The sequence below is a fragment of the Corallococcus terminator genome (assembly GCF_003611635.1).
Taxonomy (GTDB): domain Bacteria; phylum Myxococcota; class Myxococcia; order Myxococcales; family Myxococcaceae; genus Corallococcus; species Corallococcus terminator.
In genome coordinates this window covers 1-17,943 of record NZ_RAVZ01000201.1, presented here as the reverse complement: position 1 = coordinate 17,943, position 17,943 = coordinate 1, and the positions used below count along the sequence as shown (strand labels likewise).

Sequence of the window (17,943 nt, the reverse complement as noted above, 5' to 3'; positions counted from 1 at the left end):
CCGTCATCCCCCGCCCCCTGTCGTCCGCCCTGCATGGGTCGGACCTGCGGGAATATGGAGAAGCCCCCCCGTCAGCACAGTCTTCAGGAGGCGAAGCACACGGGGCCCTGTCCGGCGGGTCGCGACTCCGTGCTACCGCGTCAGAACCAGCTGTAGTCCAGCGGGTAGGGCGGCAGCTGCTCCTTGTTCACCTTGAAGTCCCCCGGACTCCGGGGAATCAGCCGCACCTGGTTGTACTGGCCATGGGCGTCGTCACGAAGCGCCGCGGGCACTTCCTTCTGGGAGTGCACGTTGTAGTGCGGAAAGAGCTTCCGTTTCACCTCGATCGCGAAGGCATCGCTCTGGACATGAAGGCTCATCTCCCCGTCATACTCCATGCTGCGATGGCCAAAGTTCGCGCTGCCCACGATGACGTGGCGCGAGTCGATGATCATCAGCTTGGAATGGACATAGATCTTGATGCTGTCACCGTATTGGTCGCTGTGCGCCGGGAACCGCACGGGGCAGTAGAACTGGACACGGGGCGTCTCGCCGTCCACCAGGTCCACACCTTCAATCAACTCCAGGGCCACCTCCAGCGGCTCGCTCGCGGTCTTCTGGCCATCCACCGGGGCGGGACGCTTCTGGAGTTTCGCGCCTTCCATCCAGCGCTTCGGACTCTTCGCGCCGAGGACCTTGTAATACACGCCGTTCTCATGGTTCACCGGTTCAAGGACGTCGTTGATCCGCAGACCGCGCAGGGCGTCATCGAGCTTTCCCTTGGTCCCCTGTTTGTCCTTGAAGCTCGCCACCAACATCCGCGTGTACGCGATGCGTGACAACTGGGTGTTCGCCTGTGCCGGGTCGCAGGCCTGATCCGGAATCACCACACAGACGTGGAACTGCTTCTGCGTCTTCAGCTTCCGGCAAATCTCCGAGACGATTTCCGGTTCGAAGAACTGGTAGTTCTCCGCATAGACATACGAAGTGGCTCCCTTGAGCAGCGTCTTGATTTCATCCCGGATGCTGTGCTCGGTGCTGAAGGCGGAAACACCCGTCGTCAGCACGGAGATCGCCAGATCGCCGGTCTGGGGCTGGTCCTTCAGGAGTCCCTTGATGGCGCCCCGGACCTTGTAGCGCGGTGGCCCGTTCCAGATCATGAACGAGTCGGACGAGACCTGTCGGTCCCAGCGGCGCAACCACTCCGCCTCGACGTCCAATGTCACGGGCCCCTTCACCAGCAGCGCCGTGTCGTGGAGGGTGTGGACTTTGTCGGAAGGCGTGATGGGATGTTTCCCGGTGTGAAAGGGCGTGTCCCAGTACTCCGCCTCCATGTTGAAGCCACCCACCAGCGCCTTGAGCCGCCCCCGCACGGAGAAGAGGGACATCTTCTGGTGCAGCCCCAGGCCCAGGCCCTTCAGCCGGGCCGGATGGCTCTCCAGATAGACAAGGATCTTGTCCTTGTAGCCGTGCAGGACCTTCGCCACCAACTGGTTCCCGAGGGCCACCTTCGCCGCGAAGTTCCCTTCGCCGGTGTAGTTCCCCGACACGACGTCCGGATCCCACAGGATGATCTCCACGTGGACGCCCAGGTCCGCCAGCGCCTTCAGCTCCACCTCGAGTGTTTGCGAGGGATTGTCCTTGCGCAGGGGGACGCCCAGCTCCATCGCCCAGTAGGCCAGCCGGACGTAGGTGTTCGCGGGCACGGCCTTGGGGACGTTCGACGTGTCCTCTGGCTTCGACAGGGCGTCCGCCCCGTCGGTGACGCTGCGCTTCACCTCGTCCAGACACTTGACGAAGGTGGCGAAGAATTCTTCGCCATCCATCAGGAACTTCGCGCTGTTTTTGACGCTCTCCCGCTTGCTCATCAACGGACAGTACAGGAGCCCCCCGGGATTTCGACCACCCGACAGGTTGCTTCTTCTGCGGAGAACCGCGCCACACCGGACCGTGCCGACCGGGCCGCGCGGTTCTCTTCAACGGTTGAGCTAGCGGTCGCCCTTGAAGATTTCGGCGTTCTTGAGCTGCTGGGCCACGAAGTCCCAGTTCACCAGGCTCGTGAGGAACGTCTCGATGTACTTGGGGCGCAGGTTCCGGTAGTCGATGTAGTAGGCGTGCTCCCAGACGTCGATGGTGAGCAGGGCCTTCTGGCCGTGCTTCATCGGCAGGTCCGCGTTGCCCGTCTTCGCGATGCCCAGCTTGCCGTCCTTCTCCTGCACCAGCCACGCCCAGCCGGAGCCGAACTGCGTCGTGGCGGCGTTGGCGAACTCCTCCTTGAACTTCGCGAAGGTGCCGAAGGCGCCGTTGATCGCGTCGGCCAGCTCACCCCGGGGCTCGCCGCCGCCGTTGGGCGCCATGCAGTGCCAGTAGAAGGTGTGGTTCCACACCTGGGCGGAGTTGTTGAACACGCCGCCGTCGCTGCTCAGGATGATGTCGATGAGCGACTTGCTCGCCTCCGGCTTGCCGTCGATGAGCTTGTTCAGGTTCGTCACATACGCGTTGTGATGCTTGCCGTGGTGGTACTCCAGCGTCTCCGCGCTGATGTGGGGGGCCAGCGCGTCCTTCTTGTACGGAAGCTCGGGCAACGTGAACGGCATCGGGTACGTCCTTTCGGTGTGCGGTGAATGTGCTGCTGTTTGTCTGCTACTTCCGCGCCAGCTCCGGCTCTGGATGCGCCGTCACCGCGCGATAACCCCGGTTCCAGTAGACCAGCGGTTCGCCTTCCACGCCCCGCTGGATGCCCACCACGCGTCCCACCAGCAACAGGTGATCGCCGTAACGGTGCACATCCAACACATCGCAGCCAAGGCCCGCGAGGCTGTCCTGCACGACGGCCCTTTCGTCGAACACCAGGCCCTCCGCTTCTCCCTTCGCGCAGCGGACCGAGATGTCGCGTTGGGCGGTGGACAGGATGCTCACGCTGAAGCGGCCAGCGGCCTCCACGCGCTTCAGCGTCCGGGAGGTCTGCTGGAGGGCCAGCACCACCAGCGGCGGGCTCAGCGACAGCGAGCTGAAGGAGCTGACCGTCGTCGCCGCGACACCCTCCGCGTCACGGACCGAGACCACCGCCACCCCGCTCGCCCACCGGGACATCGCCTCCCGGAAGTCCAGGGCCGACACCCCTTCAGGACCGCTCTGACTCATGTGCCGGTCTCTACCACCCGCACCGCCACCGGGTCAGCAGATCCTCCAATCCATTGGAGGAATACCAATGGGGTGGCAGGGCGCCCCACCCCACGTCCGCGTCACGTCTTCAACACTCCCGACGGCCCACAGGGCGCCGACGCGCCGATAGAGTTACAGATTTTAACCACTAAACACCTCTTACAGCTCTACACCCAACCCTCGTGCTACCCTGCGAGGCAAGGCCGGCAGGGTGCCGGCTCACGCAGGGGAGATCGGCATGAAGCTCAAATTCGCGTTCGCGGCGGCGCTGGGCATCAGTTTCATGGGCGGGTTGGTCGCCACGAAGGCCGAGGCGGGACCGCCCTGTGATTACTGCATCCAACTGCGCATCCGGTGCATGAACACCGCGACGACCCCCGCGCAGATGGATGCGTGCGACGACAGGTACTACAAGTGTCGGGACGACATCTGCGAAGCCGGCCACTGAATCGGGCACAGCCCGTGGGAGGCATGGATTGATTTGCTCAATGTCATCCATTCCGACGGGCCTTCCGCGCGTCCCTCCCGTTTGGGCCTATGCTCGCCCACGGGAGGCGCCCGATGGGATCTTCGTGGGGGGAGACGCTCACGCGTCTGGATGCGCTGCTGGTCCAGGTCTGCGATCTGGAGGAAGCGCGTGCCTCGAAGCTCCGGGGTGAGGAGGAAGGTGGCTGGAGCGCGGTCCGCGCCACGGTGCGGACGCCCTCCGCGGAGCTCGCCTTCAGCACGGCGCTTCCGGAGACGCCGCTGTTGGGGACTTCACCTCCCCTGCCCTTCGCACGACTGAGGGCGTCGCTGCGGCTGGAGGCCGTGGAGGAAGAGGCGCTGCTCGTCCTGCTCGCGGCGCACCTGGAGCCGCGCTACTCGCGCCTGTTCGCCGTGCTCCAGGACGAGACCGCCCAGGGCTGGAACGTGGAGCGGTTGCTCTTCACCGTCCTGGGCCGCACACCGGCCCGCGCGCAGCGCCTGTGGGCATCGCTGACCGAGAGTGGGCTCCTCGTCGGTGGAGGCCTCCTCCAGACGGGCCTGGGCGCCTTTCCTCCCCTGCTGCGCCCCGTGGACCTGGCGCCGGAGGTTCGCGACGCGCTGCTGGAATTGCCCCGACCGTCCGTGCTGGGCGACATGCCCCTGGAGTGGCACGGCGAGGAGCCCGTGCCTCCTCCGGATCAGCGTGCCTCCGGTTCCATCGCCGTGGTGCACGGCGATGGCGAACGCCTGGGCGTGGCGCTGGACCTCGCATCCCAGGCGGGCGTTCCCCTCGTGGTCGCCCGGTGGACCGGGGCCCCGGACCCCACCAGCGCGGCGCGGGCCCTGTGGCGCATGGCCTGCGTGCGTGGTGCGCTCCTGGCATTGGACCTCGCCGGGTGTGAACGGGGGCTCGCGCTCGCTGTCACCGAAACCCTCTCAGGTCTGTGTTCACGCTTCGGTGGCTGGGCGCTGGTGCTCTGTGATTCCGCGCAGCCCGTCGCGGTTCTCCACCACGAAGCGCCGGCCCTGGGCTTCACCGAGCGGCGGGCCCTGTGGCGCGAAGAGGCCCTGGCTCGTGGACTGTCATTGGACGACGCAGAAGCCGGACGGCTGGCGTCCAGCTTCCGGGGGGGACGGCAGGAGATCCGTGGCGCCTTCGACGCGGCCCCCGGTGGCGGCGCGGAGGCGCTTCGTGCCGCCGCGTCCCGGCGGGTCCAGGTGCCGCTGCGCCATGGCTACCGGTTGGAGACCTCCCGGACGTTCGCGGATCTGGTGGTCCGGGACACCACCCGCGAGGCCTTGGAGCGCCTGCTGTTCTACGTGGCCCAGCGCGACCGCGTCGCCGAGGAGCGCGGCCTCCTGCGCCGCTTCCGGCTCCACACCGGCCCCGTGGCGCTGTTCTCCGGGCGCTCCGGAACGGGGAAGACATTGGCCGCGGAGGTCATCGCGCACGCGGTGGGCCGTCCGCTCTACGTCGTGGACCTGTCGCGACTCGTCAGCAAGTACGTGGGGGAGACGGAGAAGAACATCGACGAGGTCCTCACCCAGGGCGAGCGCGCGGGGGCCGTGTTGTTCTTCGACGAGGCGGATTCCCTCTTCTCCGCCCGCACCGAGGTCAGCAACGCCAATGATCGCTTCGCCAACCTGGAGGTCGGCTTCCTTCTCCAGCGCATCGAGCGACACGACGGCCTCATCATCCTGGCCACCAACTTGCAAACGGCCATCGACGAAGCCTTCCTGCGCCGCTTCCACGCGCGCATCGAATTCCCCTTCCCCGAGGTCGAGGAGCGCCGTCGCATCTGGGAGTTGATGATCCCAGACGGCGTGCCGCGCGAGGGGACGCTCGATCTCGCGGGGCTGGCCCAGCGACACCGGCTGGCGGGCGGGGACATCCGCAACGCCGCCCTCAAGGGCATCTTCCTCGCGGAGCAGGCCGGGGCCCCGCTGAACCAGGACCACCTGGAGCGCGCCGTCGCGCTGGAGCTGTATGAGTTGGGCCGGCTGTCACGGCGCGCGGAGGCCGAGAATCCCGGCGACGCGGGCACACGCCTTCGCCGCGTGGCCGAGGTGTTCCAGGAGGCACTGGACACGCAGCTTCGCCAACACTTCCTCAAGGAGATCCACATCCTCCACGGCTCTCCCACCCGGGAGGCGCTGGCGGGAAAGCGGCCCGCGGTATCGCTCGCGCTCTACCGGCTGGCCGTCACGCAGAACGGCGCCCTGCGCCTGGGCCTCATCGTCTCCGCGTGGTCCAACCGCGCCGAGGAGGAGCACGAGCTGCTCGGCGTCCTGCATGGACTGCTCACACGTGGACTCCCCCATGAGCTGGATGGTCGCAAGCTCACCCCTCGCGTGCAGGAGAGCTACGACTTCGACCTCCTGCATCGCTTTTGGAGCAGTCATGGACATCCCATCCGGGCCTCCCTGGTGCTGGATGTGGAGATGACCTAGCGTTTTCTTCACTGATGGTGCCGGGGGGACCGTGCGCATCCGTGAACAGGGTACGAGGGCGTCCATCAAGGCCGCGATCCGGAAGACTTCCGGACGCACCCCTTCGTCTCCGCTCCCCCGGAAGCCAGGCGTCGTCCCCCGGGGACCCGCGTCCTCCAATCCCGCACGGGAGCTGGCGTCCCGCCTCGCCTCGCTGAAGGGGACGGGCCCGGATGTCTCCGGGCAGGTGCTGCGCGACACGACGCGCGACCTGGGACGCCGCCTGAGCGATCCCGCCTGGCGAACACTGAGCGGGCCCCGCGCCCACCTGTTCGATCCGTGCCCCGCGCATCCTCCCGAAGTGGGGCTGCTGTCCGAGCCAGGCGCCGTGGACGCGGAGGCAGGCATCACGGGACTCGCGCCCCTGCCGGCGACCGGGCTCGCGGAGGCCGACGGCGCGGCCCAGGCCTCCACCCTCGCGGCGCAGGAGGAAGAGGCCCACCGGCGAGCGGCGGCGCGCACCGCGGTGTTGCCTCCTGGCTCCGCGGAAGAGATCGCGGACACCGCCGCGCGGCTCGCCGAAGCCCGCGCACGTACCGACGCCACCTTCCTGGGCTCGGTGAACTTCGATGGCGCGACGGGAGCCGACGCGTCCTTGAGTTCGGCGACGTTCGATGGCGCGACGGGAGCCGACGTCGCATCCGCCCTGGGCTCGGCGATGTTCGATGGCGCGACGGGAGCCGACGGTTCCGCGAGTCTGGCGATGTCCGGGGGCACAGCCGGCCTGGGCGGCAGCACCTCGCCGGTGGGCGCTTCGGACGCGGACACGACCGTCGATACGCCTGGCGCGGCGAGCGAATACACAGCCTCCACGCAGGCCCTCACGACACGCGAGGCAGGAACCGCACCGGGGGGACTGGGCGAGGTCGCCCGGCTCAGCACCGCCCTGAACGTCCTGTCGGGACGGGGCGACGTGCGCATCACGATCCGCCCGGCCTCCCCAGGCACGAGGAGTCCTGCGTCCGCCACGAAGCCGCCTCCCATCCAACCCGACGCCACCACCGACACGGGCCGCACCGACGAAGCGCCCCCAGCCACCCCTTCGGAAGTCCCCATCGCGGTGGCGGCGACGAAGCAACTGGCCGAAGCCCACGCCCAGGCCGTCCAGGGCATCCAGCAGGGGCTTGGAGCCGCGCCGGATCCGAGCGGCGTCATCCCCACCGAGGCCACGCTTCCCGCCGTGCTCCCGGCGACGCCTCCCGAGCCCGCCGCCGAGGCACCCGTGACGGTCAGCCCCGCGCCAGGACCGGGTCCGAGCACGGACGACGGCGCCCTGGCGGCGTGGAAGGGCCGCATCGCCAGCACCACCGAGAAGGTCCCCCAACCCCAACTGCCTCCGGCGCCCCGCTATACCTTCAAGGTCCAACAGGCCGCGGTGGACCCCAACGCGGTCCGCGCCGCGCGGCTCAAGCAACTCGAGGACGAAGGCAAGAAGGCCATCACCCCGGCGAAGCAGCCGAAGGACATGCCGGCCATCCCGGATGATCCCACCGGCAAGGCCTCCTCCCTGGTCGACGCGAAATGTGACCGCAGGCTGGAGGTCACCAACGCCACGCTGCCCGACCTTCAGCGGAGCCCGCTGGGCCACGTGCCGGAGATCGGCGCGCAGCTCATGCGCGATGACGGAGGGCACCTGCTCATCAAGGGCCCGCTGGGGGACCTCGTCTACAAGCCCGGCGGTCCCAAGCCCACCGACCCGGAGAAGCTCAAGGACTGGACGCTCCTCGAAAAGAAGATCACCGACGCGGCCGAAAAACAGAAGAAGGCGAAGGTCGCCCCCAAGGAGCCCGCGAAGGGCGTCACCGTCATCGAAGAGGCCGCGCCCGCGCCCATCAACGTCCCCGACTTCGCCCGCGTGGACATTGGCGACGTGCTGGCGCGCCTGCTCGCCGCCCCGGACCGGTACGCGGACGCCTCCGTGCAGAAGGCCCGCGAGGCATACGTCGCCGGCGGGCTCGACACGTCCTGGGGCGTGGGCCTCATCGCCGAGGAGCGTCCCCTCTTCGCCGCCGAACTCCAGCGCATCGCCGACGCCGCGCAGCTCAAGAAGGAGGACCTGGACGCCAAGGTCGAAGCGCGCCGCAAGACGCTCGTTGATTCGCACGCGGCCACCACCGACACGCTCAGCAAGGCCCATGAGGAGGCGAAGCAGAGCCTGGAGGAGAGCGGAAAGACCTTCAACGATGCGCTCTCCCGCGTGCGCGCCTCGCTGGATGCCCAGGCGGAGGCCAAGGCCGCCGCCATCAAGGGCGGCGTCGACCTGACCGAGGCCCGCCGCAAGCGCGACGCGCTGCTCTCCGCCGTCGATACCAAGGTGGACAACTGGGTGGTCCGGTACTCGCAGAACGGCCAGCGCTTCAAGGATGCCTTCATCAAGGCCGCGAGCGACCAGATGCGCGCGTACGAGCTTGCCGCCCTCCAGGACGAATGGCAGCTCAAGAAGGACGCCGGAGAGGATCCGGTGAAGCTCAAGGCCGCCACGGAAGCCTACCGTCCCACGAAGAAGTGGCTCGATGACCGCCGCAAGGAGATTGGCGCCGTCGTCAGCAAGGCCAAACGCGACATCGACCAGGGCGTGGAGCGCTACCAGGACGAGCTGCGCCGGGCTGGCAAGGAGGCCAAGGAGGTCATCCGCGACTGGCACGCGCAGCAGATCGGCTACGAGCGCGGCTTCTGGGACCGGCTGCTCGGCTGGATCCTCGACTGGCTCGAGTCCGCCCACGACGAGAGCAAGGCCTGGGAGGCCGCGGTCTCCGCCGAGAACAAGACGTCGCTGGACAAGAACATGCTGTTCCTCGCGGAGGTGCGCCTGCGCCAGGGCGAGGAGCTGGACGCCGAAGCCCTCAAGAAGCGCCAGGACCTGAGCGAGGAGCAGAAGGCCATCCTCGTCGCCTACTACGGCAAGGGCGGCAAGGACCCCGTCCAGGCGCTCGCGGAAGGGCTGGCGGTGCGCATCGCCGGCCAGCGGCGCAAGCCGCTCATGGAGGCGCTGGAGAAGGAGATCCTCGCCGCCACCGACCTGGAGCGCGTCCGCACCGTGGTGGAGGCGCAGAAGCCGCAGTTCAGCAGCGACGCCCTCAACATCGTCGGGAAGGTGGAACAGGGCGTCAACCACACGTGGGGCACCGAAGAGAAGAAGATCTTCGACGCGCTCGCCAACCTCACCCCCGTCCAGGGCCACTACGTCGAGCTGCTCTACGCGTCCCGCAACGGCGGTGAGAACCTGCGCGAGCGCCTGAAGAGCGAGCTGGATGACTTCTTCAGCAGCACCACGCACGACTGGGACAAGGCCGAAGCCCTGCTCTCCGGCAACGCGGTCAAGGCCGCCGCCGTGGAGCTGGACGACGCGATGCACGGCGGGTGGTTCCTGGGCGCGGGCACGGACGAGAGCGCGATCCTCACCCTGCTGCGCGGCAAGACGCCCGAGCAGATCGACGCCATCAAGAAGGCCTACAAGGAGAAGTACAACCGCGACCTCATCGAAGAGCTGGACAGCGAGCTGCGCAGCGGCTCGCTCAAGACCCACGACGCCGACGAAATGCACGCCCTGGTGGAGGGCCGCACCGAGGACGCGCGCGCCATCGAGCTGGAGCGCGCCATGCGCGGCTCGTGGTTCTTCGGCCTGGGCACCGACAGGCAGGGCATCGAGGCCGTCTATGACCGCGTCCGCAAGGAGACGGAGGCCGACGCGCAGCAGTACGGCTGGGATTCCAAGACGCTGAAGGCGGAGCTGCTCAAGCGCAACAGGGACATCGACGCGGCCTACGAGCGCCAGTACGGCAAGGATTGGACCGAGCGCGCGACGGGCGAGAGCGCGCTCAGCGCCGCGTACCGCGACGAGATGGGCGGCGAGGAGCTCAAGCTCATCGAAGGCATGCGCGACGACAAGGGCCTGCAGGTCGATGCCGCGCGCATCCGCATCGAGCACACCAGCTTCTTCTACGCGGATGACAAGATCATCCGCGGCGCGATGTCCGCGGAGGGCCGCCGGCAGATCGCCGACGAGCGCCGCGACGGCTATCTGGACATCCAGGAGCGGCTCGACATCGAGCGAGAGCTGGACGAGGCGAAGGTCAAACCCGCGAGCGCGGGCCCGCTCACGGACGCGGACCGCAAGAAGGGATTCATCAGCGAGCTGGAGTTCCTGGAGAAGTGGAGCCCGGAGAAGCTCCAGGCGCGCCTCGCGAAGGAGCGCAAGAACGTCGACCTGGCGGCGAAGGCCCACGCCCAGGAGCACGCCCAGGCGAACATGCAGGCGCTGGCGGAGGAGTACGACGCCAGCTACGTGACCGCTGGCACCAGCCAGATGACGTTCGGACAGGCCGTCCTCTTCAACACGTCCGGTTCGGACCAGGACGCGGTCAAGGCGCTGCTCGCCAAGGGCTACCTCACGGACGCGGAGGTCGTGCAGTTCGCGGTCCAGGGCGTCGGCACCGACGTGGACGACCTCAAGGAGGTGTTCGCGGGCAAGAGCCGCGAGGAGATCCACGCCATCGCGGAGGAATGGGCGAAGAACAACCCGCCCGACGCGGGTGACACGCGCACCCCGTTCGAGCGCTTCCGCGCGCGCATCGATGAGGAGCTGAGTGGGCGCGAGGACTTCGACATCCTCGACGTGGTGGTCCACGGCGAGGCCGTCACGCCCCGGGAGAAGCTGGCCCGGGCGCGGCGACGGGAGGGCTTCGAACAGGACTCGTCCAACATCTTCTCGCGCTCGAGCCGGAAGATCCTGGAGGCGCAGACGGCCACGCTCGAAGCCGAGGTGGCGGCGCTGGAGCTGCACGAGTCGCGGCGGCCGAAGCCGGGGGACAAGGACTACGACGCGGACACGCTGCGCAAGTGGCAGGACGACTGGGAGAAGAAGGCCGTCCGCATCGACCACCAGGCGGAACTCGCCGACGAAGCGGTGACGATGCACCGCGAGCAGGTGGACACCGTCACCGACTTCGTCGTGACCATCGCCACGGCGGCGGTGATGGCGATCGCGGTCATCATCGGTGTGCTGCTGAGCATCTTCGCCCCGCCTGTGGGCGTGGGGTTCTGGGCGGCATTCGGCACGTTCATGGCCAGCTCCACGGTGCTCGTGGGCACGGCGCTGGCCACCGTCGCCGTGACCATGCTCGCGAAGGCAGCGCTGAAGGGCTCCGCCTATGGCTGGGAGGAGGCGGCCACCGACGCGGGCGTGGGCGCCGTGGACGTCCTCACCTCCGTGGCCACGGCGGGCATGGGCTCCAAGCTGCTCAAGATGGGGTTCCTCGCGCGAATGGCCGGCGAGGGCGGAGTGATGGCGCGCATGACGGCGCACGGCCTGGCGCAGGGCGCCGAGGGCCTGGTGCAGTCGGTGCCCTCCGCGTTCCTGGGCAACGTCCTCAACGACGACAACTACAAGGGCGGCAACGCGCTGCTCAACGTGCTCGCGGGCACCGCGATGCAGGCGGCCCCGGGCGCCCTCCTCTCCGGCGGTCTGGGCGCGCTGGGTGGCATCTCCAAGCCCCGGATGCCTCCGCCGCACACCCACGATCTGCTCGCCTTCCGGGGCACGCCCCAGGAGCGCCTGACGCTGTTCAAGAAGTGGAAGGTGGAGAACCCGGCCGGAGGGATGAAGGAGTTCCTGCGCGAGTTCGACGACGGCCTGCTCAAGCAGATGTCCGGCGACTTCGACAAGAAGCAGTTCCAGCGCACGATGCGCAAGGAGTTGCTGGAGCACGTGCCGCCCGCGCAGCGCAAGGCGTTCGCGAACACGCCCATCGAGATGCTCTCCAAGGAGGACTTCGAGGCGCTCACCGGCAGCAAGTCCGCCGAGGCCGTCACGCTGTTCCGCCGGGGCAGGCCCACCATCGTCTTCAAGGCGGGCGCGGACCTGGCGGCGCTGGGCGAAGAAGGCCTGCACCTGCTCCAGCGCCACGACAAGGCGACGCTCGAACTGGTGCGCGCGCTGGACGAAACGGCGCTGCGGCACTGGGAGCGGCTGCCCGTCGAAAAGCAGTTCGAGCTGTACCGCAAGAAGCTGCTGCTGGAGATCGACGCGCAGAAGTCGCTGCTCGTCTCGCTGGAGGCGAAGCGCGGCGTGTCCATGGATCCGGGCGAGGCGGCGCGCCGCATCGAGCGGGGGGAACGGTCGCTCGGAAACCTGCGCAAGCGCCTGGGAGAGGTGGACGCCTTCACCCCGTCGGAACTCGCGGAGTTCGGCCAGGGCACGCGTACGAAGCCCCAGTACCTGAAGGAGCCGCCGCGGCTGTTCAGCAAGACGGAGACGCCGTCCCACCAACTCGAGCTGCCCTGGGCGAAGGCGCCGGAGGTCGAGGCGCCGAAGGTGGAGGCGCCAGAAGTGGAGGCGACGAAGCCCCCAGCGCAGCCGGTGACGCTCACGCCGGGAGTGGAAGCAGGGGTGTGGCCCCAGACCGCCCAGGTGCACCCGAACAAGGACATTGGTGCGTACTCCCTTCAGCGCCCGGAGGTGGACGACCCGCTCATCCAGACGCTGGAGCGCACGCCGCTCTCAAAGGAGCAACTCAAACGCACCACCATGAAGCTGAGGCCAGGGGAGTCGCTGGCACAGGTGGGCCCACCGTGGGAGGAGCTGAAGTTCAACCGCGAGCTGCGGGTGACCGAGAAGCGCTACTACCGCCTGGTCGAGAAGACCGACGCGCAGGGGCAGAAGCATTTGCTCGAGGAGATCCTCTCCGCCCACAAGAACGCGCGCTGGCAAGTGCGCGGCAACTTCACCCAACAGGCAGGAGACGAACTGGAGAAGGTCGCATCGCTCCGGATGACGGAGTCGATCCTGGGGGACCGGCTGGGACCGGGCAAGGAGTTCCAGCGCGTCGTCTTCAAGCCCAGGGGGGAGCAGGGCAGCGGCTTCGACGAGCTGCTGTTCCATTTCGATGACGGCGTCAATCCGACCCGGGCCGACATCCACATCGTGGAGGTCAAGGGAGGAGGAGAAGACCAGCCTCCCCAGTTCCGCAAGTTCACCTCTGTCAGCGGGAACCTGCTCCAGAACCTGGACATGCTGCGCGAGAAGCTCCTCGACAAGACCTGGACGCGCACCTACCAGTTGGGCCCGGCGCACATCGAGGCCATCACCAAGGCCATCGACGAGTGGCAGGTCCAGATTGAGCTGCGCGTCGGCCCCATCACGAAGATGCCTCAAGAGGCCCTGACGGACCGCATCGACCGCGTCGCGAACGCGTGGCGCAAGCTCGACCTCATCGAGCGAAAGCTTCCGCCGGGGAGTGAGGACCTGGCGCTCGTCGATAAACTCAAGCGTGATCTGAAGGCATCCTTCGCGCCGAAGAGGGTCGAGGACGTGGACAGGGCGCTCGATATCGTGGAGGAGGCTCTGGACGGGACCACCCCTGGGACGGGGATGATCTCGAAACATGGCATCGGCCTGGGACCCCGGCCTCAAATGATCCGGGGATTGGATCCCGACGCGGTCGCAGGGGCCATCACCCGCATCGACGAGCGCTTCTTGCCCCCACCACCCGTCGTCACGCCGCCGACGTTGAGCGACGTGGCGAACGCGGCGACGGGGCTGGGGGAGACACATCGGGTGCGCACCGTCGTCCCCGGGGTTGGGGTGCTGGGCTGGGGAGGCTTCGACATCAGCCTGTCCCAGCAGTGGTCGGCGCGAAGGTTCATGGAGTTCGAGCGCGTGCAGTTGCGCGAGATCCGCGACCGGCTCAAGCAGATTCCCGAACTGGATCCGAGAAAGTTCAACACGCTGCGTCCGTTGGAAAGGAAGCAGGCGCTGCTGGAGGCGGCGGAGATCACCCTGGAAGCGCTGGGCATCCCCAAGTCGCGGCGGCCGGACATCCTCTTCAAGAACCTGCGCGGGGACTATGGCTACATGAGCTGGAACTTCCGGCGCCTCAGGAGCGGGCGGCTCAGGCCCTACCGGAAGCGGGGCCGGCTGGTCATCGCGAACGGCTTGTCCGTGGGCGACGCCGTCGGCACCATCGTGCACGAAAGCCGGCACTACTATCAGGCGTATCAGGCCTACCAGTTGTCGTTGGGTCGCACCTCGCATCCCCTCGCGGGTGCCTGGGCTGGCAACCTTCCGGGCTCGGGAGGTACGTATTTCATCGCGGGTCCACGCTACTATTCGCAACCGATTGAGGCGGACGCGGAGACCTTCGGTCGGCGCCTCATCGATCTGCTCCCGGGGCGGTGGCCCCCATGAGGAAGACACGTCATGCGCGGTGAACCTTCGAGGACAGTCACCTGCTACGTGTGCGGTTCGAAGTTCACCGTGCATCAGAAGCTGGTGGTCACCCGGCGCGAAACCGTCGTGCGCCCGGACCCGGAGGCGTGCCCGTTCTGTGACACGCCCCTCAAGACCATTCCCCCCCTGGACGAGGGCATCGCCAAGGGACTGGTGCTCACCGCGGCGGAGTTTCCGGAGGAGAAGAAGGAGTACGGAACGGCGGAGGACTACCTGGAGGAGTTCACGCTGACCGAACAGGACGTGGACGCATTGGTGGAGCTGGCCCAGGGGTTGGACTCCGCGGAGTGGGCCCGGGACAACGCGGAGCGGTTGCAGCGACGTAAGAACCCGAGCGTCCAGGCGGTGTCGCGCTTCCTGCCCAAGCTCCAGGCCCAGGTGGAGAGCGGCGTGCTGCCAGAGCGGTTGCGACAGGCCGCCGAGCACGTCAAAGAGGAGTACCGCGCGCGACGGAAGCGTCACCTCGCGATCTTCGAGCGACGCAAGCAGCAATCCTGACGGGCAAAGGAGGACGCATGGCGGCCCCGCCGAACCACAACCCCAGCACCTGGAGCGAGCTCTTCGGCTCCGGTGGCCTCGAAGGCGACGATGCGAAGGAGACGATCCGCCGGCTGACGCCCTCCGTGCTGACGCACGCGAATTCCCCTGTGCGGCAGGTGGGGCCCCTGAGCAGCACGCTCAGCCGGGCGATCGTGCTGTGTGGTCCCACCGAAGGCCGGGCGCTGGCGGAGCCCCTGGCGCGCCTGGCGGAGACCGCGCTCCAGCGGACCGCAGCGACCTTCGAGGACCTGCGGCCCGAGCAGGTCGTCAACATCCTGTCGTTCGTGAACGCGCTGGAGTGCCTGGGTCTGGTGGACGGGCTGCTCGCCCGCGCGCCCGTGGAGGCCTGGTTGAATGCATTGATGAAGGCGCACCACACGCTGCACGAGGAGCTGGCGTACCGCTGTGGCCTGGTGTCGCTCGCCCAGGGGCTGCCGGACCTGGCGGCGCGGTTCGTCGAGGGGGGCAAGCTCCCTGCGACCTTCACGCCGGGACAGACCTTCGGGTTCAACGTGCAGGGCTTCGTCCGCTACCTCGCGACGGCATTGCGGCAGCAGGCCCGGGCCGAGGATGTCCGCCCGGCGTGGGACATGTTCGTGGAGGTGTTCCCCCTGAAGTCCGCCGCCGACACGCTCGAATGGCAGGACCTCTTCTGGGCGGCGCGCGCCTACCACGTCGGGTTCGAGCACCGCCCGGTCGCGGAGGTCGCGGAGGCCCTGCACTCGCGCGTGAAGCCCGCCGGATGACCTTCCCCTCCCCCACCCTCGTCGCCCGGGCGGACTTCGCGTTCGAGGCACTGGACCGCGTGCTGGAGACGCTGGGCTGGTTCCTCCAGTCCGAAAGCCAGACACCGCCGCTCATTCCCGGCGAGCCGGAGCTGGCGGTGTATGTGCATCGCGCGAAGGGCACGGAACTTCAGTACTCGTTCAACCCGGTGGTGAGGCTGCGGGTGCTCCAGTTCCACGGGCGGGACGCGGTGGAAGGCTGGAACGCGGTGCGGCGGCAGGTGCCGGTGCTGGACGCCCCGACGCTCGCGGCGTTGCTATCGTCGCGGGAGACAAAGGACGTGTTGCTGGGATTGCTCGCCACCGGGGAGCTGCGGGAGCGCGCGTCGCTGGAGCGCGTGGCGGCGCTGCGCTTCCATCCGGAGGAGAGCGTTTCACGCACCGCCGAGCGTGTGCATGCGCAGCTTGTCCCGGCGGGGGTGCCAGAAGCGTTCCAGGCGTTGGAGGAGGAGAAGCGGGCGCATCCAGAGCGCTCCGTCCTGTTCGCGCATCTGCCAGGAGAGGAGCAGCGGCGACAGGTGCTGCGCTGGCTCATCCAGGATCATTCGCGATCCAATCCGCACATCGACGCGGTGTTGAACTCCGCGCTGGTGGATGCGGACGCGGAGGTGCGGGTGACGGCGGTGATGGCCGCGGCGCGGCTCCAGGCCCGCGCGGTGATCCCGGCGCTGCTCGCGGCGAAGATGCCTACGTCCACGCGGGAGGGCGCGGATCCCCGGGACCGACTGTTCTATTCGGGCCTGCGGGAGCTGGTGGCCGGGGTGCTCGCGGGACGGCCGCTGCCACCGGAGGGTTCACCGAAGCGGGAACGGATGGCGCCGCTGCTGCGCGCGTTGTCGGGACTCGCGGAGGTTCGGGATGATCCCACGCTGCTGTTGCATGCGCTCACGACGCCGGTGGACCTGGGCAGTCCGCCGCAGGTCCTGCCCGAGGCGTTGGTGGCGCATGAAGGCACCTACCGGCTGCGGCGCTCCGGGCTGGAGGCTCGCTGGGTCCCGGCGGTGGAGCATTGGCTGGGGACGGGTGCGACGTTGCGGCAGGTCCGGTCGCCGGGGTTCTTCGTGGCGCGGGTTCCGGTGAGTCGGGCGGCTGCGGCGTGGGCGCTGGCGGCGGCACAGGGCCCCATGGGGACGGCGAGCGCGGACGCGGAGGAAGCCGCGCCTTGCACCTGGGTCCAGGCGGAACAGGTGTGCGCGGCGCTGTCACGGATTGAGGGCGTCGAGCTGCGATTGCCTTCCGGTGAGGCGTGGGAGATGGCGGCTCGTGGTCCGGATGGGCGGCTGTTCCCCTGGGGGAATTCGATGCGGGACGACGGGGCTTCGCGCGCTTCGCCGTGGGGCGCGGAAGGGCTCGTGAGTTCGCTTCCGCAGTGGGCCGTGGAGGAGAAGACGGGCGGGCACCTGCTGTGTGGCGGGCGGGAACAGCCGCTGTGCTCATCCAGACGCGACGTGGTGGAGGCGGACACAACGGCGCGCGGCTCGGTGCGGTGGGTTTTGGCGCGACAGCATTAGATTCGTTCAGGAACTTCTGGCGACCTACTGAGTGTAGTCACCCCAGACCTGGGTCGGCCCACCGATGCACTGCTCTTGTTCCAGTTGAACATCGTGCGCCACGGGCTCGGCGGTGGCACAGAGCCCGCTCTTCTTGTTCAGCAGGCACTGGCCACTCCCATCAGGGCACCTGTCGAACGTCCAGTTCTGATTTTCTTTATGGTCGCACACGAACTGCTTGAGGTTCGAGCCGGGCTTCGTGCTCGCGTGGTCCACTCCCATACACAGACCGCTCTTATTGTTTTTCAGACTGAAATACCCTTCCCCCTCTTTTTGCTGGGTCCATCCTTGATTTTCCCCGCCGTCGCACCTGAATTGTTTGACATTCGCGCCGGCGACTTCGCTCGCGTGATTGACGCCGATGCAGTAGTTGGCGTTGGCACTCTGGAGGGAGCGCGCCTCCGCCGCGAATGATGCGAAGAAACACAGGGGAGCGCCCCACAACAGGGCCAGGATCGAGCGTCTCACGACTACCTCCACAGGCGAATGAGCATCAGGTGCTTCAGGGGTGGGGAAACAGCTCAGGCCCTCGTAGTCACGCTGCCCTGCCTGGCACGTGTCGCGCGGGTCCTCTCGGGCATCTGTCTTCCCTTGCTCATCAAGTAGGAACGGTGCGCCGCGATTGGCAAGAGACGAGGGGGCGGGTGTTGGCGGTGGCGAGCCGCCCTCAAGAAGGGGCAGGGCTTCCATCCTTGCAATCGAACGGTGCCCCACCCGTAGGGCAAAGGCTCCCTTGCCC

At 67.9% G+C, this 17,943-nt stretch carries 10 protein-coding genes; 6 read left to right on the top strand and 4 right to left on the bottom strand.

From position 1 onward, the window contains the following. Window positions 1–140: 140 nt before the first annotated feature. The 3 genes from D7V88_RS25785 to D7V88_RS25775 form a co-directional block, all read right to left on the bottom strand. Window positions 141–1,805, bottom strand: coding sequence for a phospholipase D-like domain-containing protein (locus D7V88_RS25785; protein WP_147448868.1), 1,665 nt, complete (start codon window positions 1,803–1,805; stop codon window positions 141–143). 162 nt (window positions 1,806–1,967) lie between these two features. Continuing rightward, window positions 1,968–2,576: a superoxide dismutase gene (locus D7V88_RS25780; protein WP_120543287.1), complete on the bottom strand. Its 609-nt coding sequence runs from the start codon at window positions 2,574–2,576 to the stop codon at window positions 1,968–1,970. A gap of 46 nt (window positions 2,577–2,622) precedes the next feature. Then, window positions 2,623–3,123: a flavin reductase family protein gene (locus tag D7V88_RS25775; protein WP_120543286.1), complete on the bottom strand. Its 501-nt coding sequence runs from the start codon at window positions 3,121–3,123 to the stop codon at window positions 2,623–2,625. A 259-nt stretch (window positions 3,124–3,382) separates the two neighbouring features. Here D7V88_RS25775 and D7V88_RS25770 point away from each other — a divergent pair, with 259 nt between their 5' ends. From D7V88_RS25770 to D7V88_RS25740, 6 genes are all read left to right on the top strand, one after another. Then, window positions 3,383–3,592, top strand: coding sequence for a hypothetical protein (locus tag D7V88_RS25770; protein WP_120543285.1), 210 nt, complete (start codon window positions 3,383–3,385; stop codon window positions 3,590–3,592). A 113-nt stretch (window positions 3,593–3,705) separates the two neighbouring features. After that, window positions 3,706–6,063 carry an AAA family ATPase gene (locus tag D7V88_RS25765; RefSeq protein WP_120543284.1) on the top strand — a complete coding sequence of 786 codons (2,358 nt, stop codon included), beginning with the start codon at window positions 3,706–3,708 and terminating at the stop codon, window positions 6,061–6,063. Window positions 6,064–6,094: 31 nt separating this feature from the next. Continuing rightward, window positions 6,095–14,287 carry an annexin gene (locus D7V88_RS43135; protein WP_158625156.1) on the top strand — a complete coding sequence of 2,731 codons (8,193 nt, stop codon included), beginning with the start codon at window positions 6,095–6,097 and terminating at the stop codon, window positions 14,285–14,287. A gap of 12 nt (window positions 14,288–14,299) precedes the next feature. Further along, window positions 14,300–14,827 carry a hypothetical protein gene (locus D7V88_RS25750; protein WP_120543283.1) on the top strand — a complete coding sequence of 176 codons (528 nt, stop codon included), beginning with the start codon at window positions 14,300–14,302 and terminating at the stop codon, window positions 14,825–14,827. Window positions 14,828–14,844: 17 nt separating this feature from the next. Next, window positions 14,845–15,615, top strand: coding sequence for a hypothetical protein (locus tag D7V88_RS25745; protein ID WP_120543282.1), 771 nt, complete (start codon window positions 14,845–14,847; stop codon window positions 15,613–15,615). Beyond that, window positions 15,612–17,165: a formylglycine-generating enzyme family protein gene (locus tag D7V88_RS25740; protein ID WP_120543281.1), complete on the top strand. Its 1,554-nt coding sequence runs from the start codon at window positions 15,612–15,614 to the stop codon at window positions 17,163–17,165. Before D7V88_RS25745 ends, D7V88_RS25740 begins: the two co-directional genes overlap by 4 nt. Window positions 17,166–17,189: 24 nt before the next feature. Here D7V88_RS25740 and D7V88_RS43875 read toward each other — a convergent pair. Next, window positions 17,190–17,943, bottom strand: a 754-nt coding sequence (locus D7V88_RS43875; protein WP_208726461.1) for an RICIN domain-containing protein, incomplete at its 5' end; no start/stop codon positions are given.

Excerpts from the sequence above, each read along its gene's own strand:
- D7V88_RS25750 (WP_120543283.1), top strand. The coding sequence starts at position 14,300 with ATGCGCGGTGAACCTTCGAGGACAGTCACCTGCTACGTGTGCGGTTCG.
- D7V88_RS25770 (WP_120543285.1), top strand. The coding sequence starts at position 3,383 with ATGAAGCTCAAATTCGCGTTCGCGGCGGCGCTGGGCATCAGTTTCATG.
- D7V88_RS25765 (WP_120543284.1), top strand. The coding sequence starts at position 3,706 with ATGGGATCTTCGTGGGGGGAGACGCTCACGCGTCTGGATGCGCTGCTG.
- D7V88_RS25740 (WP_120543281.1), top strand. The coding sequence starts at position 15,612 with ATGACCTTCCCCTCCCCCACCCTCGTCGCCCGGGCGGACTTCGCGTTC.
- D7V88_RS25775 (WP_120543286.1), bottom strand. The coding sequence starts at position 3,123 with ATGAGTCAGAGCGGTCCTGAAGGGGTGTCGGCCCTGGACTTCCGGGAG.
- D7V88_RS25780 (WP_120543287.1), bottom strand. The coding sequence starts at position 2,576 with ATGCCGTTCACGTTGCCCGAGCTTCCGTACAAGAAGGACGCGCTGGCC.
- D7V88_RS25785 (WP_147448868.1), bottom strand. The coding sequence starts at position 1,805 with ATGGATGGCGAAGAATTCTTCGCCACCTTCGTCAAGTGTCTGGACGAG.
- D7V88_RS25745 (WP_120543282.1), top strand. The coding sequence starts at position 14,845 with ATGGCGGCCCCGCCGAACCACAACCCCAGCACCTGGAGCGAGCTCTTC.